At 73.2% G+C, this 20836-nt stretch carries 15 protein-coding genes and 1 pseudogene; 2 read left to right on the forward strand and 14 right to left on the reverse strand.

The features are described 5' to 3' along the window. Positions 1-337 precede the first annotated feature (337 nt). The 8 genes and pseudogenes from VIW71_RS18725 to VIW71_RS18760 all read right to left on the reverse strand — a co-directional run bounded on the left by VIW71_RS18725 (position 338) and on the right by VIW71_RS18760 (position 9484). Positions 338-544, reverse strand: a complete 207-nt coding sequence (locus tag VIW71_RS18725; RefSeq protein WP_331623496.1) for a hypothetical protein — start codon at positions 542-544, stop codon at positions 338-340. 26 nt (positions 545-570) lie between these two features. Beyond that, positions 571-2205, reverse strand: a pseudogene (locus tag VIW71_RS18730) (xanthine dehydrogenase family protein molybdopterin-binding subunit); the annotation flags it as partial. Positions 2206-2231: 26 nt separating this feature from the next. After that, positions 2232-3878, reverse strand: a complete 1647-nt coding sequence (locus VIW71_RS18735; protein WP_331623497.1) for a (2Fe-2S)-binding protein — start codon at positions 3876-3878, stop codon at positions 2232-2234. Next, complete coding sequence (locus tag VIW71_RS18740) at positions 3875-4747, reverse strand: FAD binding domain-containing protein (RefSeq protein ID WP_331623498.1); 873 nt, start codon at positions 4745-4747, stop codon at positions 3875-3877. The genes VIW71_RS18735 and VIW71_RS18740 overlap by 4 nt, the downstream gene beginning before the upstream one ends. A 257-nt stretch (positions 4748-5004) precedes the next feature. Further along, entirely contained in the window at positions 5005-6813 is a 1809-nt protein-coding gene (locus VIW71_RS18745) for a beta-N-acetylhexosaminidase (RefSeq protein WP_331623499.1), read from the reverse strand. A gap of 199 nt (positions 6814-7012) precedes the next feature. Further along, positions 7013-8278, reverse strand: coding sequence for a tetratricopeptide repeat protein (locus tag VIW71_RS18750; protein WP_331623500.1), 1266 nt, complete (start codon positions 8276-8278; stop codon positions 7013-7015). A gap of 310 nt (positions 8279-8588) precedes the next feature. Next, positions 8589-8882, reverse strand: a complete 294-nt coding sequence (locus VIW71_RS18755; RefSeq protein WP_331623501.1) for a DUF3039 domain-containing protein — start codon at positions 8880-8882, stop codon at positions 8589-8591. A gap of 11 nt (positions 8883-8893) precedes the next feature. Next, on the reverse strand, positions 8894-9484 hold the full coding sequence (locus VIW71_RS18760; RefSeq protein ID WP_331623502.1) for a YqgE/AlgH family protein: 591 nt from the start codon (positions 9482-9484) through the stop codon (positions 8894-8896). 154 nt (positions 9485-9638) lie between these two features. On the opposite strand from VIW71_RS18760, the gene murA reads away from it, so the two are divergent. After that, positions 9639-10988 carry a UDP-N-acetylglucosamine 1-carboxyvinyltransferase gene (murA, locus tag VIW71_RS18765; RefSeq protein WP_331623516.1) on the forward strand — a complete coding sequence of 450 codons (1350 nt, stop codon included), beginning with the start codon at positions 9639-9641 and terminating at the stop codon, positions 10986-10988. Positions 10989-11176: 188 nt separating this feature from the next. Here murA and VIW71_RS18770 read toward each other — a convergent pair whose 3' ends face one another. From VIW71_RS18770 to VIW71_RS18795, 6 genes are all read right to left on the reverse strand, one after another. Beyond that, positions 11177-11458, reverse strand: coding sequence for an HU family DNA-binding protein (locus tag VIW71_RS18770; protein ID WP_331623503.1), 282 nt, complete (start codon positions 11456-11458; stop codon positions 11177-11179). Positions 11459-11734: 276 nt separating this feature from the next. Next, positions 11735-13180 carry an NAD-dependent malic enzyme gene (locus VIW71_RS18775; RefSeq protein WP_331623504.1) on the reverse strand — a complete coding sequence of 482 codons (1446 nt, stop codon included), beginning with the start codon at positions 13178-13180 and terminating at the stop codon, positions 11735-11737. A 319-nt stretch (positions 13181-13499) separates the two neighbouring features. Continuing rightward, positions 13500-15755, reverse strand: coding sequence for a HelD family protein (locus tag VIW71_RS18780; protein WP_331623505.1), 2256 nt, complete (start codon positions 15753-15755; stop codon positions 13500-13502). A 178-nt stretch (positions 15756-15933) separates the two neighbouring features. Then, on the reverse strand, positions 15934-16509 hold the full coding sequence (locus VIW71_RS18785; RefSeq protein WP_331623506.1) for a CGNR zinc finger domain-containing protein: 576 nt from the start codon (positions 16507-16509) through the stop codon (positions 15934-15936). A gap of 429 nt (positions 16510-16938) precedes the next feature. Continuing rightward, positions 16939-18102, reverse strand: a complete 1164-nt coding sequence (locus tag VIW71_RS18790; protein ID WP_331623507.1) for a uroporphyrinogen-III synthase — start codon at positions 18100-18102, stop codon at positions 16939-16941. Between the two features lie 161 nt (positions 18103-18263). Beyond that, on the reverse strand, positions 18264-19619 hold the full coding sequence (locus VIW71_RS18795; RefSeq protein ID WP_331623517.1) for a nitrate/nitrite transporter: 1356 nt from the start codon (positions 19617-19619) through the stop codon (positions 18264-18266). Positions 19620-19930: 311 nt separating this feature from the next. On the opposite strand from VIW71_RS18795, the gene VIW71_RS18800 reads away from it, so the two are divergent. Further along, positions 19931-20779 (forward strand): MIP/aquaporin family protein, encoded by an 849-nt coding sequence (locus tag VIW71_RS18800; protein WP_331623508.1) that lies wholly within the window; start codon positions 19931-19933, stop codon positions 20777-20779. Positions 20780-20836: the final 57 nt, after the last annotated feature.

Consider the following 20836-nt stretch of genomic DNA (forward strand, 5'->3'; position numbering starts at 1 on the left):
AGCCGCTTCCGGACGATCCGCCACAATCCTCGGTGCCGATTCATGACACGTTTGCCCCCAACGACTCCCTGCGACCGGCCCAGCTCGCGATCTTTGCCCCGGAAGTGGGAGGCACGCTCAACCTCAACGAGATCAAACCATGATTCATCCCGAACGGCTCGACGGCCTTTACCAACTGCTGCCGCCGATCTATCGCGACCGCGACGCGGAGCAGAACTACCCGTTGCGCGATCTGCTCCGGGTCGTCGGTGAGCAGGTGCTCGCCGTCGAGGACGATGTTGCGCAGCTCTACGACAATTGGTTCATCGAGACCTGCGAGCCCTGGGCGATCCCCTATTTAGCTGCGCTGGTCGGGGCGCGTGCGCTGCGCGACATCGGCGGCGGCGAGGCGGGCCTCAGGGCCTTCATCGCCAACACGCTGGGCTATCGGCAGGCGAAGGGTACGGCGGCCGCGCTCGAACAGATGGCGCGCGACGTCACCGGCTGGCCGATCGTCGCCGTCGAGTTCTTCCAGCGCCTGATCTGGAGCCAGCACGCCAATCATGTCCGGCCCGAGGCGCTCGGCACCGCCTCGATCCGCGACGCCGAGGCCGCCCGCGCGGCGCACGGCCCCTTCGAGACCGCCTGCCACAGCGCCGCGGCGGGCCCGGCGGGCGGCTGGTCGGTGTCGGACGGCAGCACGCGTACGTCCTCCACGCCCAGCACCTCCTGCACGATCTGCCGGGCCAGGGTGGAGAAGCCCTGGCCGGTTTCGACCGCCGCGCAGATGACCGTGGCGCGCCCGTCGTGGACGCGTACGGTCGCGGTGGACACCTCGTCGGTGCCCTCGGCGCCCAGCACGTGGACCATGCCGAGCGCGTAGCCGACGCCGCGGCGCACCGCGCCGGGTTCGCCCGCGCCCGAGGTGCCGCCGGGCAGCAGCCACTGGGACTCGTCCTCGCCGTCGGGCAGCGGCGGCAGGTCGGCGTCGCGGACGGCGTTCAGCAGCTCGCCGACGGGGGCCGGGCAGGTGACGGTCTGGCCGGTGGGCAGCAGGTCGCCGGTGGCCAGCACGTTGCGCATGCGGATCTCGGCCGGTTCCAGGCCGAGTTTGGCGGCGAGCTTGTCCATCTGGCCCTCGTGGGCCGCGCAGACCTGGAGGGCGCCCTCGCCGCGCACGTGCCCGGAAGGCGGGTTGTTGGTGCGGACCGCCCAGCCCTCGACGAAGACGTGCGGGACGACGTAGGGCCCGGCGGCGAAGGCCACCGCGGCGGCGAGCGCGTCCGAGGAGGCGTCGGCGTACGCGCCCGCGTCCAGCAGGACCTGCGCCTCGACCTTGACCAGGCGGCCCTCGGCGTCCGCGTGGTGGCGGTAGCGCAGCAACGTGGGGTGGCGGTGGGCGTGGCCGAGGAACGACTCCTCCCGGGTGGCCACGAACTTCACCGGGCAGCCGGTCTTCAACGCCAGGAGGCCGAGCGGCAGTTGGATGCCGGAGTCCTCCCGGTCGCCCATCGCGCCGGGCACTCCGGTGACCACGACCTTCACCCGGTCGGCCTCCAGGCCGAAGCAGGCGGCGGCCATGTCGCGGTCGGCGTGCGGGTCGGTGGAGGCGACGTACAGCTCCACGCCGCCGTCCGGGCGGGGCACGGCCAGGCCCGCCTCGGCGCCGATCGGGGCCGGGTCCTGGCGGCCGACCCGGTACAGGCCCTCCACGACGACCTCGCCGACCGCTTCCGGGTCGCCGAAGCGCAGCGGGATGTGCCGGATCAGGTTGCCGTCGGGGTGCAGCGGTTCGGCGGCGAACGCCTTCTCCGGGTCGGTGACCGGTTCCAGCACCTCGTACTCGACGAGGATCGCGGCGGCGGCCAGCCGCGCGGTGTCGGGGTGGTCGGCGGCGACCGCGGCGATCGGCTCGCCGTGATGGCGTACCAGGTCCTGGGCGAAGACCGGGCGGTCGGCGACCCGGCGGCCGTGCATGGCGTCGCCGGGCACGTCCTCGTGGGTGACCACGGCCCGCACGCCGGGCATCGCGACCGCCTCGGAGGTGTCGATCCGGGTGATCCGGGCGTGCGGGTACGGCGAGCGCAGCACGGCCGCCCACAGCAGGCCCTCGGCCCACAGGTCGGCCGCGTAGGGGTAGGTGCCCTGCGTCTTGACGAGCGCGTCGGCGGACGGCACGGAGACGCCGATGCCGTGCGGTACGGGGGCGCCGGCCAGGCTGTCCATGGCGGCCCCCGCGCCTTCGATGACGCTCATACGACGCCGCCCTGGTGGGGCACGCGGGCCTGGTCGTCGGCGTCGCCGTCCTCGTCCGTCGCGCGTTCGGCGACGACCTGGCGTACGGCGTCGAGCACTCCGCGGTAGCCGGAGCAGCGGCAGAGGTTGCCGCAGAGCGCCTGGCGTACCTCCAGGTCGGTCGGCTTGTGGTTGCCCTCCAGCAGGTCGTGGACGGTCATCGCCATGCCGGGAATGCAGAAACCGCACTGCACCGCGCCGCAGTCGGACAGCGCCCGCTGGACGTCGGAGGGGCGGCCGTCCACCGTCAGGCCCTCCACGGTACGCACGTCGCTGCCCGCCGCGGTGGCCGCGGGCACCAGGCAGGAGGCCACCAGCCGGCCGTCCACCTGCACCGAGCAGGCCCCGCACTCGCCCTGCTCGCAGCCGTCCTTGGCGCCCGCGAGTCCCAGGCGCTCCCGCAGCACGTACAGCAGCGACTCGCCGAGCCACGCGTCGGTGACCGGCCGGTCGGCGCCGTTGACCCGCAGCATGTACGAGGCGAGCGGGTGTTCGCTGCGGGTCGGTTCGGGTGCGGGCTCGGGCTCGTCGTCCGGTGCCGGCCGGGCCTCGGTCTCCGGCCCTGCCTCGGTCTCCGGCCCTGCGCCGGGGGCGAACGCGCCGTCGTCGTCCACCGGGAGGGGACCGTCCTCGTCCCCGGCGAAGGCGCCGTCCTCGCCGGCCGGCCGGGGCGCGTCGGCCTCCGCCGCCGGGGGCTCGGGCACGTCCGGGTGACCGGCCGGCTCCGTGCGCTCGGGGGGCGTCCGGTCGTACCGGGCCTCCCCGGGCTCGTCGGCGTGGTAGCCGCCGCCGGCCTCGTAGCTCTCGCCCGTGTCATACCGCTCGCCCGCGTCGTAACCCTCGCCGGAGTCGTGCGCGGCCCCCGCGCCGCCGGGCGCGAAGGACGTGTCGGCCTCGGCGGCGAACTGCGCGTCCGGGGAGCCGTCGTCGGGGAAGCCGTCGTCCGGCGGGCCGCTGTCCCTCAGGTGCGGGGAGGCGGCAGCCGCGTCGTCGGGGTGCGGGGCCGCCGCGTCCACGCGCTCCGGGTCGTCCACCACCGCCGACCAGGCGGCGTCGGCGGCCGGGGCGTGCGCGGGCAGCCAGGGCACGGCGTCGCCGCCCTCCGGCCCGGTGAAGGGGATCGGCCACTGGCCGGTGGGGTTCAGCTGCTCCCCGGAGCCCGTCGCGGGCTCGGCGGGCCGGGTGCCGTGCGCGGCGGCGGCTGCCTGCGCGGCCTGTGCCGCCGCGGCGCCCTGCCCGAACATCCCCGCGGGGAACGACGACTGCGTGGGGGCGGCGGGTGAGGGCGCCTGGTCCCACGAGGGCGGGGAGAAGATCCCGACGGAGTACTCCCCGGAGTCGCCGTCCGTGTCGTCCCTGATGACCGGGATCGACCACTGGGTGGCCGGGTCGTTCTCGGCGGGCGGCGACGGGTCGGGGAAGGTGTCGGGTCCCACCGGGCCGTGCGCGCCCAGCGGGTCCTCCCCGGGCCGCGGCTGCGGCGGGAGTTGCGCGGCGAAGGAGACGTGCATGGTCTGGTCGGGGTCGTAGTCCCCGCCTCCGGGCACGGGCTGCCACGCTCCGGAGGTGCCGGGCGTGCCCGGCGGTTGCGGCTGGTCGGTCATGCCAGGGCCCTCCCGAGCGCTCGGCGGGACAGTGCGGCCACGGTACGTCGGAGCTGGACGGCGGCGGGCGGCAGTTCGAGCCCCGGCTGGTCGGGGATGCAGGCCGCCGCCACGTACTCCCCGAAGGCGGTGCACGCCTCCCCCGCGAGGCTGCGCTCGCCGTCCCAGTCGATCAGCCCGGCCACCCACTGCTCGGCCTCCAACGGGCGCAGCGGGACCGGTGCGACCGCGCCGACCGCGCAGCGCACCTGGCGCCGGGCGGGGTCGACGACGAGCGCGACGGAGGCGATCGCCCGGCCCGGACCGGTCCGCCCGGTGGCCTTGAGGAAGGTCTGCGGGGCGTGCAGCAGCGGGATGCGGACGAAGGCGAGCACTTCGCCGGGGCGCAACGGGTCCATGCCGGTGAGCAGGTGACTGACCGGCAGTTCACGGTCGCTGTCCGGGCCGGCCACGATCACGCTCGCCTCCAGCGCGGCCAGGACCGGCAACGCGTCGCCGGTCGGGGCGGCGGAGACGATGTTGCCGCCGAGAGTGCCGGCGTTTCTGATCTGCGGGGGTCCGGCGGAGCGGGCGGCGGCGGCCAGCGCGGGGATCAGCGCGGCGAAGTCGGGGCGGCCCATCCGGGCGTGGGTGAGACCGGCACCGAGCAGCGCCGCGCCGTCCGCGTACTGCCAGCCGCGGATCTCGCTGATCCGGCCCAGGCCCACCAGCGCGGCGGGGCGCAGCAGGCCGGAGTTGACGGCCGCCATCAGGTCGGTGCCACCGGCAACGGGCACGGCACTGGGCATGGCGGCCAGCGCCGCCACCGCCTCGTCGAGCGAGGACGGCAGCGTGACGTTCTCCGCCGCCTCCCGTGCATACGTGCTCACGCCGCTGCCCCTTCCCGGCCTACCTCCGTCACGCGGTAGCCGTACCGTACGTGCTGCCAGCCCGGACGTGGCAACTCTGGCACATGTTGCCCGGCAGCCGACGCGAGGGTCTACGAAGTACCGATCCGTCCGCCATGCGGGTGATCATACCGCTCTGCGGGTATCGCACGACATGGCCGGAATTGACATGTTTTCTGGGCCGTTGGCATAGTACGGGGGTCCGCCGTACCGACGTGTCGCGGAGGTCGGGTCATCAGTCACACGATCGGGGGCGGACCCGGGACCGGGCGTCCGGGCACCCCCGGCCGGCGCTGCCAGGGACGCGGTCCGCCGGGCGGGCGGTACTCCACACCGAGGGCGTCCAGGCGGGCGTAGTGGGATCGCATCCGGCGCTCGAAGTCCGGCCAGTCCCGCTGGTCGGGGGCGGGCAGCGCGGACCACGCGACCTCGGCGAAGGCAGCCAGCCGCGGAAAGGCCATGTAGTCCACGACCCGCACCGAATCCATCACCTCGGTCCAGAGGTTGGCCTGTGTGCCGATGACCCGGCACGCCTCGTCCGGGCTCAACCCGCCCGGCACCGGCTCGAACCGGTAGACGTCCGCCAAGCTGCGCGCGTGCGCCACCGGCACCGGCTCCTCGGGGTCCTCCGACTGCCGCCAGTCCAGGTAGACATGGGTCTGCGGGCACATCACCACGTCGTGGCCCGCCTTGGCCGCCGCGACGCCGCCCGCGTAACCGCGCCACGAGGAGACCGCGGCGCCGGGCGCCAGACCGAATTCCGTCGTCTCGCCTCCGGGCGCCGCCGGCCCCTGTCCGGGTGTACCAGCGGACGAAGTCCGCGGGAGGTCCTGGTCGTGCGGTCGCTCTCCCCCGGCCTCCGGCCGGGGGTGCCCCCGCCTCGCTCCCCGCTCCTCGTCGTTTCCGGCAGGGACGCGCTCTCGGGCCCCTCTCCCGCCCTCCAGGATCTCGTCCCAGCCGATCAGCCGCCGGCCGCGGTCGGCGAGCCAGCGGTCGAAGTGGCGGATGACCCAGCTCTGCAGCTCGTCCTCGTCGGCCAGGCCGAGTTCGGCGATCCGGGCCCGCGCGGCGGGCGATCGGCGCCACTGCTCCTTGGGGCACTCGTCGCCGCCGACGTGGACGAAGGTGCCGGGGAAGAGGTCGAGCAGTTCGGTGAAGACGTTCTCGTAGAAGCGCAGGGTGGTGTCGGTGGGTGCCAGTACGTTGGGGTTGATGCCCCAACTGGTCAGCACGGGGAGGGCGGTGGTGTCGACGACATCGGTGTTGCCGAGTTCCGGGTACGCGGCGATGGCCGCCTGCGAGTGGCCCGGGATGTCGATCTCGGGGACGACGGTGATGTGCCGCTCGGCGGCGTACGAGACGATCTCGCGGATGTCCGCCTGGCTGTAGTAGCCGCCGTGCGGGCGCTCGTCCCACAGCCGCGACTCCCGCAGGCCCACCTTGGTGCGTTCCCGCCAGGCGCCGACCTCGGTGAGGCGGGGGTACCGGGTGATCTCCACCCGCCAGCCCTGGTCGTCGGTGAGGTGGAGGTGGAGGACGTTGAGTTTGTGGGCGGCCATCAGGTCCAGGTAGCGGAAGACGACGTCCTTGGGCATGAAGTGCCGTGCCACGTCGAGCATGAGGCCGCGCCAGCCGAAGCGGGGGGCGTCCTGGAGCCGGCAGGCGGGCACCCGCCACTCGCGCCGCAAATCGAGCGGTGCGCGGCGGAAGGCGTCGGGCCCGAGGAGCTGGCGCAGGCTCTGGGCGCCCCAGAAGACGCCGGCCGGTCCGCCGCCGGTGATCCGCACGCCGGACACCGGGTCCACGGTCATGCGGTAGCCCTCCGGGCCGCCGGGCACGGTCTCGTCCACCTCCAGACGTACGACACCCGCCGGCGACCGCTCCCCGGGCGCGAACGCCAGCGCCGTGGCCGCGCCCAGCGTCGCCCGCAGCCACCGCGCTGTCGCCTCCGTCCCGGGCCCGGCAGCCAGTACGGTCCCGGGCTCCAGCGTGAAGTACCCGCCGGTGGCGCGGGCGGTGGCGCGGCTGGGGCGGGGGATGAGATCCATGGGATTTATCCTGCCCCGAAAGCGGACCATGGACGTGGACCAGAACGAGGGGTTTGAACGGCGCAGGGCTGACCGGCTTCCGCCGGTCCGGCGGGTGACCGCCGGACGGCCGAACGAGCTGCGAGTGCGACCGGCACGCCCCCGGCGCGGCACGCCGACCACAGGCCGGCACACCCCCCGCGCAACCCGACCGGCGGAGTCACAACGCCCGGATACGTTCGGCCCTCGCCCGCGCCGCGGGAACGGCGGTGGTCGCGGTGGCCAGGACCAACCAGGTGAGGTGGGCCAGCAGGAGGGCGGTCCACGGGGGCTTCGCGGTGGTGTGGGTCACGGACAGGGCGAGGGTGGTGGTGAGCAGGGCCGCCGCGCCGGTGAGGTGGAAGCGGCCGAGCCGGCTGCCCAGGAAGGCGCGCCGGGCGAAAGGCCCCCCGTACCACCAGCGCACCGCGAGGGCGAGAAGCAGCAGCAGGGGCAGCGCGGCGCAGGTGGCCAGCGCGACCGCCCACTGCGGCCACGGGTGGCCCTCGCCGGCCCGGTCCGCGGGCAGCGCGGTGGTGAGCAGCGGGACCAGCGGGACGGCCGCCACCGCGTTGATCTCGCGGATGCGGCGCAGCCCCGGATCGGCGGCCAGTTCGGTGCGCACGGTGGCGCGGATGCCGCGCAGCCGCTGCCGCAGCGTCGTACCGCTGCTGCGGCGCGCCGACACCAGCAGCACCGCGACCACCCCGGTGGAGGCGGCCACCGCCACACCGGCGGCGACCAGCTGCCACGGATTGCCGCCCTCGATCCGGAAGAGCTGCACGCCCACCAGCAGCACGAGCGCGACGACTCCGGCGACCGCGCCACCGCGTGGCGCGGTCAGCTCACTGGGGTCGGCGCCGAGCAGCAGGGCCCGCTCGACCGCCGCCTGGTGCTCGGGGCGGTGCCGTCGGGGTATCCGGCCGAGCAGTCCGCGCCCCGAGGTCAGCGAGCGGGCCAGCGCCACCTGGGCCTCGGCCTCCGGCGGGGCGAGGGCCACGGCCCGGCGGGCGGCGGCCACCGCGTCCGGGACCCGGCCGAGCCGCCGGTAGACGTCGGAGAGCAGCACCGACGGCTCCCAGCCGTCCGGGTCGGCGCCGCCGGCGCGCAGCGCCACGGTGAGCGCCGCGTGCGCCTCGTCCAGGGAGAGCAGCACCACCCCGGCCAGCACGAAGACGTCCGCGGCCTCGGCGGGCCCGGCGATCGCCAGCGCCCAGTCCACCGCCTCCCGGGCTTCGGGGGCGCGCTTCTCCTGGGCGAGGACCCACGCGCGCAGCAGGTAGCCCGCGCTGCCGTTGCGCTCCACGAACGCGTCGCTGACCAGTGCGTGCGCCTCGGCGTAGCGGCCCTGCCCGACCAGCGCGTGCACCCGCTCGCCGCTGCTCGCGTCGTCGTCGGGCGCGTCCGCCGCGCCGAACGCGCCGCCGTCACCCTCGCCGCCGTTCACGTCCTCCCCTGTCAGCCGCTACGAAGCCAGTGCCCCGGCACGGGAGCGGCGAACCGCGCGCTCAGCCACGGCGTCCCCGCACCCGGTGGCGCACCGGGACCCGCCGAGCGGGGCTCCGCTCGGTGCCGCAGTGCGGACGCGCCCCGCAGGAGACATTGCCGCACCCGCCGGCGCACCGGGACCCGCCGAGCCGGATTCCGCCGACCCCGGAGTGCGGACGCGCCCCGCAGGAAGCGGCGAACCGCGCGCTCGGCCACGGCGTCGCCGCACCCGGCGGCGCACCGGGAGGGACGGGCGGCCCCGGGGACGGCTACGCGTTCTTGCCCTTGCCGGACTTGTCCTTGTCGCCGCCGCCGAGTGGCATGCCCTCGTAGATCTCCTTGCACATGGGGCAGACCGGATACTTCTTCGGGTCGCGGCCGGGGACCCAGACTTTGCCGCACAGGGCGACGACGGGCGTGCCTTCCAGCGCGCTCGCCATGATCTTGTCCTTTTGGACGTAGTGCGCATAGCGCTCGTGGTCGCCGTCACCGTGGGAGAGCTGCGGAGTCGGCTCGACCAGGGTGCCGGTTCCCGTCCCGCGCTCGGGCTCAAGAGTGCTCATGACCGTCAAGCCTAATTGAGAGACGGATCGTCGGGATACGTCGCCACCATCGCCAACTCGTTGCGCTGTCGTCGCAACACGGAGCGCCACATCTTCTCGGGGGCGGGCGAGGACACGTCACCCGGCTCGGACTCCACCACGTACCAGGCGCCGTCGACCAGTTCCTTCTCCAGCTGACCCGGACCCCAGCCGGAGTATCCGGCGAAGATCCGCAGGGAGCCCAGTTCGGCGGCGAGCAGTTCCGGCGGCGCCTCCAGGTCGATCAGGCCGATCGCGCCGTGCACCCGCCGCCAGCCCAGCAGGTCGCCGTCGTCGCCGTCGTCGTCGTACTGGCGCGTCTGGCCGGGCACGACGGCCAGGCCCAGCGCGGAGTCGAGCGAGACCGGACCGCCCTGGAACACGACCTGCGGGGCGACCGCGAGGGCGGCCCACGGTTCCAGCACGTCGCCGACGCCCACCGGGGTCGGCCGGTTGAGAACGACACCGAGCGACCCCTCCTCGTCGTGGTCGAGGAGGAGTACCACCGCCCGGTCGAAGTTGGGATCCGCCAGACGCGGTGTGGCGACGAGCAGTCGTCCGGTGAGCGAGGACACCTCGGTCATGGTCCACATGATCCCGCATCGCCGCGCCGCGCGGGGGGGCAACGGCGGTTGACCGTCAAGCGCATTACCATTTCGTCTTGGTTACCACGCGGCCACGTACCCCTCGGCCGCGCGTCACCGTGCCCGTATGACCGTTCCGACGATCGCGAGATCCATGACCGACATCGCCGATGTACTGATTGTCCATGGCGGAACCCCGCTGGAAGGCGAGATCAAGGTCAGAGGTGCGAAGAACCTCGTACCGAAGGCCATGGTCGCGGCACTGCTCGGCAGCGAGCCGAGCAGACTGCTGGGCGTCCCCGACATCCGGGACGTACGGGTGGTGCGCGGCCTGCTGCAACTGCACGGTGTGACGGTGCGCAGCGGCGAGGTGCCCGGTGAGCTGGTGCTCGACCCGAGGCGGGTGGAGAGCGCCAACGTGGCCGACATCGACGCGCACGCCGGCTCGTCCCGTATCCCGATCCTGTTCTGCGGCCCGCTGCTGCACCGGCTCGGCCACGCCTTCATCCCTGGCCTGGGCGGCTGTGACATCGGCGGCCGGCCGATCGACTTCCACTTCGACGTGCTGCGCCAGTTCGGCGCGACCATCGAGAAGCGGGCGGACGGCCAGTACCTGGAGGCCCCGCAGCGGCTGCGCGGCTGCAAGATCCGGCTGCCGTACCCGTCGGTGGGCTCCACCGAGCAGGTGCTGCTGACCGCGGTGCTCGCCGAAGGCGTCACCGAGCTGTCGAACGCGGCCGTCGAACCGGAGATCGAGGATCTCATCTGCGTCCTGCAGAAAATGGGCGCGATCATTTCCATGGACACCGACCGCACGATCCGGATCACCGGTGTCGACAAGCTGGGCGGCTACACACACCGCGCCATTCCGGACCGCCTGGAAGCGGCTTCCTGGGCGAGCGCGGCACTGGCGACCGAAGGCAACATCTATGTCCGCGGCGCCCAGCAGCGGTCGATGATGACGTTCCTGAACACCTACCGCAGGGTCGGCGGCGCCTTCGAGATCGACGACGAGGGCATCCGTTTCTGGCACCCGGGCGGCCCGCTGAACGCTATCGCGCTGGAGACGGACGTGCACCCCGGATTCCAGACCGACTGGCAGCAGCCGCTGGTGGTGGCCCTCACCCAGGCGTCGGGGCTGTCGATCGTGCACGAGACGGTGTACGAGTCGCGGCTCGGCTTCACCTCCGCGCTCAACCAGATGGGAGCGCACATCCAGCTGTACCGCGAGTGCCTGGGCGGCAGCGCCTGCCGGTTCGGGCAGCGCAACTTCCTGCACTCCGCGGTCGTCTCCGGGCCGACCAAGCTCCAGGGCGCCGACCTGGTCATCCCGGACCTGCGAGGCGGCTTCTCGTACCTGATCGCGGCGCTGGCCGCGCAGGGCACCTCGCGGGTGCACGGCATCGACCTGATCAACCGCGGCTACGAGAACTTCCTGTCGAAGCTGGAGGGGCTCGGCGCGCACATCGAGCTCCCGGAGCAGGCGCCGGCCGCGGTGGCCTGAGCGGGCGGTACGTACGCCGGAGGGCTGACGCCCCGAGCTCGCGGAGCGGGCGGCCGAGGAACGAGGTCACCCGCGGAGCGAGTGCGCAGGAAGACCGATTGCAGAACGCGGGCACGCCAAAGGGGCGGCCGTTCCCCGGGCAGGGAGAACGGCCGCCCCTTCAATGTCACGGGGCGCCTGCCCGGGACTTACTTGCCCTTGGCGGCTTCCTTCAGCTTGGAGCCCGCAGAGACCTTCACGCTGTAGCCCGCCGGGATGTTGATCGGCTCGCCGGTCTGCGGGTTGCGGGCGGTACGGGCGGCACGCTGGGTGCGCTCGAAGGTCAGGAAGCCGGGAATGGTGACCTTCTCGTCACCCTTGGCCACGACCTCACCGACGGTCTCGGCGAACGCGGCCAGAACGGCGTCGGCGTCCTTGCGGGTCACCTCGGCGCGGTCTGCCAGTGCGGCCACCAGCTCACTGCGGTTCATATCTGTACTCCCGTGTTCTTTCTGCCATGGGGGCGCGAGCTCGAAGCTGTTGCTGTGTGCCTCACTGCCCAGGTGTGCATCCTGCCCCCATATATGGGGGGAAAGCCAATCGCCCGCCCGCGCGAGTCGTGGAAAAGAGGGGCCCGCAAGGCCGGTGATGACGCATTGTCGTGACCAGGTCCACGCTAGGAATCCGATTTCGGTGAGCTGTTTCACATCGGAACGAGTACCGCACGCTCCGTCACCAAACCTTGGCCGGTCCTCCTGCGCCGGTTTTCAGGCCGGTACCGGCCCGGCGCCGCCGGCCACGACCGCGGGGCCCTGCGCCCGGGCGGCGTCCCGTACGGCGTCGGCGACGGCGCCGGCCACCTTGTCGTTGAAGACGCTGGGGACGATGTAGTTCGGGTTGAGCTCGTCGTCGCCGACGACGGCCGCCAGCGCGCGGGCGGCCGCCAGCATCATCTCGGTGTTGACGGTACGGGACTGGGCGTCCAGCAGGCCGCGGAAGACACCGGGGAAGACCAGGACGTTGTTGATCTGGTTGGGGAAGTCGCTGCGGCCGGTGGCCACCACGGCGGCGGTCTCGCGGGCCGCGGCCGGATCCACCTCGGGGTCGGGGTTGGCCAGCGCGAAGACGATGGCGCCCTCCGCCATCCGCGCGATGTCCGAGCCGTCCAGCACGTCGGGCGCGGAGACGCCGATGAAGACGTCGGCGCCGACCAGGGCGTCCTTGAGGGTGCCGGTGACGCCCTCGGGGTTGGTGTTGTCGGCGATCCAGCCCAGTGCGGAGCCGGGGTCGGCGCCCACCAGGTCCGTGCGCCGGGCGTGCACCACGCCGTGGATGTCGGCGACCACCGCGTGCTTGACACCGGCCGCGAGCAGCAGCTTGAGGATCGCGGTGCCGGCCGCGCCCGCGCCGGACATCACCACCCGCAGCGAGCCGATCTCCTTGCCGACACAGCGCAGCGCGTTGGTGAGCGCGGCCAGCACCACGATGGCGGTGCCGTGCTGGTCGTCGTGGAAGACCGGGATGTCCAGCGCCTCGCGCAGCCGCGCCTCGATCTCGAAGCAGCGGGGCGCGGAGATGTCCTCCAGGTTGATGCCGGCGAAGCCGGGGGCGATGGCCTTGACGATCTCGACGATTTTGTCAGGGTCCTGGGTGTCCAGGCACAGCGGCCAGGCGTCGATGCCGGCGAACCGCTTGAACAGTGCCGCCTTGCCCTCCATCACCGGCAGCGCCGCCTTCGGGCCGATGTTCCCCAGGCCCAGCACGGCCGAGCCGTCGGTGACCACGGCCACCGCGTTGCGCTTGATGGTCAGCCGCCGGGCGTCGTCGGGGTTGTCGGCGATGGCCATGCAGACCCGGGCGACGCCGGGCGTGTAGAGCATCGACAGGTCGTCACGGTTGCGGATCGGGTGCTTGGAGGCCATCTCGATCTTGCCGCCGAGGTGCATCAGGAACGTACGGTCGGAGACCTTGCCGATGACGACACCCTCGATGCGCCGCAGCTTGCCGACGATCTCGTCGGCGTGCGCGGTGGAGGTCGCCGCCACGGTGACGTCGATGCGCAGCTTCTCGTGCCCCGAGGCGGTCACGTCCAGACCGGTGACCGAGCCGCCGGAGGCCTCGACCGCGGTGGTGAGCTGGCTGACCGCGGTCCCGCTGGCGGGAACCTCCAGCCGCACCGTGATCGAGTACGAGACACTCGGCGCCGTTGCCATGACGACCTTCCTCCGGATCCTGCTTGCGTGCGGTGGTGCGCGTAAGTCCCGTCGATGGTTGCACCTACCGGTGGGTAGGAGTAAACCGGCCGGGGGAGGAAGCGTGGCCGGACGGGTGACAGGCAGGATTTCCGGCGTGCGGGAAGAGGTTGGGGGAACGGTTTGTTAGCCTGGGGTACGGCACCGGCTCGATCCAAGCCCCCGGGCCCAACCTTAGGCGCTTCGAGCGCCCACTTGCCGCGAGGCGAGCATGGCGGGTCGGTGTCGTGAACGTGGGGCGCCCCCTCCTCCGGGAGGGGGCGCCTGTTCGCGCCGACGGTCAGTCGCGCCTGAGCAGATCCGGCACGCCGTCCGCGTCCGGCAGGTCCCGCTCCCCCGCCAGTACGGTGAGCCGCTGAGTGGCCCGGGTCAGGGCCACGTACAGGACCCGCAAACCCGCGGGCGACTCCTCGGCGATCTCCGCGGGCGAGACGACGACGGTGGCGTCGTACTCCAGGCCCTTGGCCTCCAGACTGCCGAGCGCCACCACCCGCTCGCCGAGTCCGTCGAGCCAGCCGCGTGCCTGCGCGCGGCGGTTCATCGCCACGACCACGCCGACGGTGCCGTCCACCTCGCCGAGCAGCCGCTCGGCGGCGGCCCGCACGTCGGCGCCCAGGTCGTCGCCGGCCACCTCGTAGCGCGGGGCCAGTCCCGTGGAGCGGACCGCGCGCGGTACCCGGGTGCCGGGCATGGCCAGGGCGAGGACGGTGGCGGCGACCTCGGCGATCTCGGCGGGGTTGCGGTAGTTGACGGTGAGGGTGAAGCGGCGGCGCGGGCGGGTGCCGAGGGCCTCGTCGCGGGCGCGGGCCGCCTCGTCCATGTCCGTCCAGGAGCTCTGCGCCGGGTCGCCGACCACCGTCCAGGTGGCGGTACGGCCGCGGCGGCCGACCATCCGCCACTGCATGGGCGTCAGGTCCTGCGCCTCGTCCACGATGACGTGCGCGTACTCGGTGCGTTCCCGGGCCAGCCGGTCGGCGCGCTCACGGCGGGTCTCGCCGCGCTGCGGCATGAGCTCCTCCAGGCCGGTGAGCTGGTCCAGCGGGTCGATCTCACGCTTGCGCTCGCGCGGCGGGGCGCCGAGCAGGGTCTCCAACTCGTCCAGTAGCGCCACATCGTGCACGGAGGTGCCGGACCGGCGCAGCGAACGCGCCACCCGGCGCACCTCGGGCGGGGTCAGCACCCGCCGGGCCCAGCGGGCGAGCCGCTTCTCGTCGGCGAGGGCGGCCAGCACGCCGCGCGGCGTCAGCAGCGGCCACCAGGCGTCCAGGAAGTCGGTGAAGACCTGCTCGCCCGTGATGTCCTCGTCGAAGCCCTGGCGCTCCTCGGCGGCCAGCTCGGCGTCGTCGAAGCGGCGGCCGGTCTTGCGCCACAGCGCGTCCAGCAGCAGCCGGCGGGCGCGGGGCCGGAGCAGGTTGACCGGCGCGGTGCCGCCGAGCGCCTGCTGCCGGACGGCGGTCAGCTCCTGCTCGGAGAGCTCCAGGCGGCGGCCGAACGCGACCACCCGCAGCGTAGTGGGCCGGTCCTCGCCCAGCTCCAGGCAGCCGCGGGCCGCGTTGCGCAGCACCTTCTGCATCCGCAGCGACCCCTTGATGCGGGCGACCGCCGGATCGTCGTACAGGTCCGCCGTCACACCGTCCACCAGGGAGCCGACCGCGCGGATGGCGACCTGGCCCTCCTCGCCGAGCGACGGCAGCACCCCCTCGGTGTACGCGACCAGCAGCGGGGTCGGGCTGACGCACAGGATGCCGCCGGCGTACCGGCGCCGGTCCTGGTAGAGCAGGTACGCGGCCCGGTGCAGGGCGACCGCGGTCTTGCCGGTGCCGGGGCCCCCGGTCACCTCGGTGACGGAGGCGGCGGACGCCCGGATGACGACGTCCTGCTCGGCCTGAATGCTGGAGACGATGTCGCGCATGGTGTGGGTGCGGGCCTGGCCGAGCGCGGCCATCAGGGCACCGTCGCCGATCACGGGCAGCCCGGTGGTCAGTTCCGGGCGCAGCAGGTCGTCCTCGACCCCGAGCACGCGGCGGCCCTTGGAGCGGATCACCCGGCGGCGCACCACCCGGCCGGGGGCGACCGGCGTGGACCGGTAGAAGGGCGCGGCGGCGGGCGCGCGCCAGTCGATCACCAGCGGCGTGAAGTCGGTGTCGAGTACGCCGATCCGGCCGATGTGCAGGGTCTCGGCGATGTCCGCGGTGCGGTCGGGGCGTACGGCGTCGTCCGCCGGATCGACGGAGGTGTACGCGCCGTCGGCGCCCTTCTTGCCGTCCTTGCCCGGCAGCAGGTCGATCCGGCCGAACAGGAAGTCCTCGAACTCGCTGTTCAGCCGGTTGAGATGGACGCCTGCCCGGAAGACCTGGGCGTCGCGTTCGGCCAGCGCGCCGGGCGTGCCGACCTGGCCGCGCTGGGCGGCGTCGCTCATCAGGAACTCCGCCTCGTGGATCTTCTCCTCAAGGCGCCGGTACACCCGGTCCAGGTGCGCCTGCTCGGCGGCGATCTCCTGGTCCCGAACCCCCGGTGTCACGGTCTGCGCGGCCACGCAGGACCCCCTTCTTCGTACGTGCCCGCGCGCTGGAAGCCGCGCGTGGGGCAGCCTGCAACCGTACGCGACCTGCGGGCTTCTGCACACCCGACGCCACGGACGCGGCCGGCTCGGCACCGGGCAGGCGCGCCCGCGGTACGGATCTCCGGGTTCGCGACGGTTTTCCGGGTTCCTGTCAGAGCCGGTGAGTGGTGAGGGTGGTCGCCCGGCGGCGGTGCCGGGCGACCCTTTCGCGGTTGCCGCAGACCTCGCTGCTGCACCAGCGACGGCGCCGGCCCCGGGATGTGTCCAGGTAGACCAGGGTGCAGTTCTCGCCCTCGCAGCGGCGGAGCTGGGAGCGGGCGACGGGGTCGGTGAACAGGTCCACGGCGTCCCGCGCCACCGCGGCCAGGAGCGCCTCGCAGCTGGGCGCGGTGGCCAGCGCCCTGGTCAGGGTGCCGTCGACCCCCGGTACGACGCTGGGCGCGGGCGGCGCGGCACGGGCGGCCTCGTTGAGCGCGGCCAGATCCGCCGCCGCGGGCGGACGGCCGGTCAGCTCGGCGGTGACCAGCCGCTGCACGACGTCGCGCAGAGCGGTGAACCGGGGCAGTGCCGTCTCGTCCAGCGCGAGCGGCGTGCCCCTGGGGACCAGGTGAGCCCCGTACAGCCACTCCGCGAGCCGGTCCGTCGTCCCGATCCTCTCCCTCACGGGCTGCCTGCCCGCCCGGGTCGCCACCAGGTCCAAGGACACCCGCCCACCGTCGAACCGCATGGCCCCGCCTTCCCGCACCACCCGTCACCCTCCCCCCAGAGTGCCCGGGCCCACGCCGCCCGGGCTAGTGTCGCGTCAGTCAGGGTTCGCCCGTCAGGGAGCGGTGTCCGGTACGGGTGCGTCGCGGGGCGCCGGATCGGCCCCGTCGTGGGTCCGGTCGGTGCGGCAACACCGCGGGGTGCCGTGCCGGGCGTCGCGACGCGGCAAACCCTGAGAACCCAGCCGACGCGGCCGACGCGGCGCCAGGGCCTGTATGACGCATGGCGCCGTCCGCCCGCGGGGCGGGGCTCGCGGTGTCCGGTGCGTGCGATCGCACGGCGGAGGGCCGCCCTCGCAGTGGGCGTAGCGGGCCTGCTCCGACGCTTCCGACACGCAGCGAGCGTGCGTGCCGGGCACCGCGGGGCAGACGGGATGTGTCAGACAGGCCCTCTAGGACGGACCCTCGGCGTACTTGCCCTCCGCGTGCGGGTCGAGGGAGAGCCGGTAGCCCCGCTTGACGACGGTCTGGATGAGCTTCGGGGCGCCGAGGGCGGTCCGCAGCCGGGCCATCGCCGTCTCGACGGCGTGCTCGTCGCGTCCGGCGCCGGGCAGGCTGCGCAGCAGGTCGCCGCGGCCCACCACCCAGCCGGGCCGCCGCGCGAGCGCCCGCAGCAGCGCCATGCCGGCCGGCGGCACGGGCCGGAGCACGCCGTCCACCACGGCCGCGTGCCCGCGTATCTCCACCCGGTGACCGGCGACCGGCAACGGCCGCACCCGCCCGGGCAGTTCACTGGCGATGAGCTGCACGAGCGGCCCGAGCCGGAACCGCTCCGGCTGCCTCGTCGGCACGTCGTACGCCTGCAGCGGCAACGCGGTCACCGGTCCGACGCAGGCCGGCAGCACGTCGCTGCGGAACGCGTCCAGCAGTTCGTCGAGGCGTCCCCGGTGCTCGGCCCGTGCCAGCAGGGACGCCGCGGCCGGCGCGCTGGTGAAGCTGACCGCGTCGAGACACCGTCCGAACACCGCGTCGAGCAGGCGGTCCACCGGCCCGATGTCCTCCGGCGGCAGCCACCGGTAGACCGGGACGGCGACCACCGTGGCGCCCGCCGCGCGCAGCGACTCGCTGAACCCGGGCAGCGGCTCGCCGTGGAGCTGTACGGCGACGCACTGCCCCTCGACGCCCTGGTCGAGCAGCCGGTCCAGCACCTCCGCCATGGATTCCGAAGCGGGCGACCACGCCTCGACGAGCCCCGCCGCGCGGACCGCGCCGCGCACCTTGGGCCCGCGGGCCAGCAGCTCCACCTCGCCGAGCCGCCGCAGCAGCGCCTCTCCGAGCCCCCAGCCGTCGGCCGCCTCGACCCACCCCCGGAACCCGATCGCCGTGGTGGCGATCACCACGTCCGGGGCCTCGTCCAGCAGCCGCTTGGTGGCGGCCAGCAGCTCCACGTCGTCCGAGAGCGGCACGATCCGCAGGGCCGGCGCCCGCAGCACCGCCGCGCCGCGCCGTTCCAGCAGCGCGCACAGCTCGTCCGCCCGGCGGGCCGCGGTCACGCCGACGGTGAAACCCGCCAGCGGCGGCACCGCACCGGGCTCGGAAAAACTGTTGGTGTGCATGACTATGCCCCACTTTACCGGATTGCTCGTGCGCGGCGGAGGCCGTCCCGGGCCCGGCTGCCGCCGCCCCGGCCACCCCGCCGCAGAATGGCATAGTCCCAAGGCGGGGTGTCGGGTTCGGTTCACCTGGATTTCCCAAATGTTACGGACTGGGTGGTTCGTCATACCTCCGCGTACGCCGCTGCCCCGGTGGGCTCGGACTGCTCGGCCCCCTGCGGCGTACTCGCGGGCCGCCGCAGGTATACGGCCCAGGTGACGAGGAAGCACAGCGCGTAGAAGGCGAGGAAGGCCACGAAGGCGGGCGTCCCGGTCTGCCGGGTGAGGAAGGACTCCCGGAAGGCGAGGTTGATGCCGACGCCGCCGAGCGCCCCGACCGCGCCGATCAGCCCCATCGAGGCACCGGACAGCCGCCGCCCCCAGGCCGCCGCGGCCTCCCCGGTGAGCCCCTTGGCCTCTGCCTTCTTGTGGAAGATGCCGGGGATCATCTTGTACGTGGACCCGTTGCCGATCCCGCTGAGCACGAAGAGCGCGATGAAGCCGGGAAGGAACAGGGCGAGCGACCGCTGCTGGGAGGCGGCCACCACCAGACCGGTGGCCGCGGCCATCGCCAGGAAGTTCCACAGCGTGATCCGCCCACCGCCGAACCGGTCGGCGAGCCGGCCGCCGATCGGCCGGACCAGCGAGCCGAGCAGCGGCCCGATGAAGGTGAGGTAGGCGGCGTCCAGCGGGGTGCGGCCGAACTGGTTCTGGAGCACCAGGCCGAAGGCGAAGCTGTAGCCGATGAAGGACCCGAAGGTGCCTATGTAGAGGAACGACATGATCCAGGTGTGCGGGTCGCGGGCCGCGGCGATCGCGGCACCGGTGTCGTTCTTCACCGGGACGAGGTTGTCCATGTACAGCGCGGCGAGCAGGGCCGCGACGACGATCAGCGGTATGTAGACCGCCAGAACGATCCGGGGGTGGGTGGCGCCGGCGGTCGCGATCACCAGCAGGCCGATCAACTGGATCGCGGCCACCCCGAGGTTGCCGCCGCCGGCGTTCAGCCCGAGGGCCCAGCCCTTCTGCCGCAGCGGGTAGAAGGAGTTGATGTTCGTCATGGACGAGGCGAAGTTGCCGCCGCCGACGCCGGTGAGCGCGGCGACGATCATCAGGGTGGTGTACGACACCCCCGGCTTCACCACGAAGGACGCGGTGATCGTCGGCACCAGCAGCAGCAGCGCGCTGACGACGGTCCAGTTGCGGCCCCCGAACCTGGCCACCGCGAAGGTGTACGGCACCCGCAGCACGCCGCCGACCAGCGTCGGCGTGGCCACCAGGAAGAACTTCCCGGCCGGGTCCACGTGGTACGCGGGCCCCATGAACAGCACCATCACCGACCACAGGCTCCACACGGAGAAGCCGATGTGCTCGGAGAGCACGGAGTACACCAGGTTGCGGAACGCGACACGCTTGCCGCCGCCCTCGTTCCAGAACCGCTCGTCTTCGGGGTCCCACTGCTCGATCCAGCGACTCATCAGGCCTCCCTTGTCGGAATGTGGTGCCGACCATAGGAACGCCGGGTTTCCACTCCATGGCACGAGGTGACGTGAGCGCAACCATGCACTCACCCGGCGCGCGGCCCGACTGTGAGCCTTCGGGGTGCCCCCTAGCACGCGCGCGGCTCGTCCGCTTCCCCGACCCGTACCCGTCGTCCGGACGGCTCAGCTGCGCGCGCCGGGGGGCGGCGCAGCGTGGTTCGGTGTGAGGGAGCAGCAGAGAACGACAGCAGGGGGGAGCAGGACGAGCCAGAGCCGGCCGTCGTCGTACGGCCGGCGGGAAGCAGGTATCCATGGCGGCGACACGGGCACGCGTCCCAGCGCTGGTCGGCGAGATGTCGGCGGAGTTCGCGGGGACGATGATCCTCATCCTGTTCGGCACCGGTGTGGTCGCCCAGGTGGTGGCCGGCGGAGCGCTGACCGTACCGCCGGGCGGGCTGGGCGACCACGACAGCATCGCCTGGGCGTGGGGACTGGGCGTCACGCTCGGCGTCTACACGGCGGCACGGCTGAGCGGCGCCCATATCAACCCCGCGGTGACCTTGACCCTCGCGGTCTTCAAGGGTTTCCCGTGGCAGAAGGTCGTGCCCTTCATCGTGGCGCAGACGGCCGGCGCCTTCGCCGCCGCGCTGCTCGTACGCTGGAACTACACAGAAGTGCTCGGGCACGCCGACCCGGGCCACACCATCAAAACACAGGGCGTCTTCTCCACACTGCCCGGCAACGGCTCGGTCGCCTTCGGGGTGCACGAGTGGGGCGCGTTCCGCGACCAGGTGATCGGCACCGCGATCCTGCTGATGCTGATCCTGGCCATCACCGATCTGCTGAACAACCCGCCCGGCGCCAACATGGCCCCGTTCATCATCGGCCTGGTCGTGGTGGCGATCGGCATGGCGTGGGGCACCGACGCCGGGTACGCGATCAACCCGGCGCGTGACTTCGGGCCCCGGTTGGCCAGTTACATCACGGGATACGGCACCGCCTGGCGGGACCAGTGGGGGAACCTCTACTTCTGGGTGCCGATCGTCGGCCCGATCATCGGGGGCCTGGTCGGCGGCGCCGCCTACAAACTCTTCATCGGGCGGTACCTGCCCACCGCGGGGCCCGAACTCCCGGGCCGAGTCCCGGCGCCCGAAAGGTGAGGACACGGCGGTCCGCACCGCGGCCCGCCGTACCGCACTCACCGCTCACGCACGCGC

The sequence above is a fragment of the Streptomyces sp. genome (assembly GCF_036524955.1).
Lineage (GTDB): Bacteria > Actinomycetota > Actinomycetes > Streptomycetales > Streptomycetaceae > Actinacidiphila.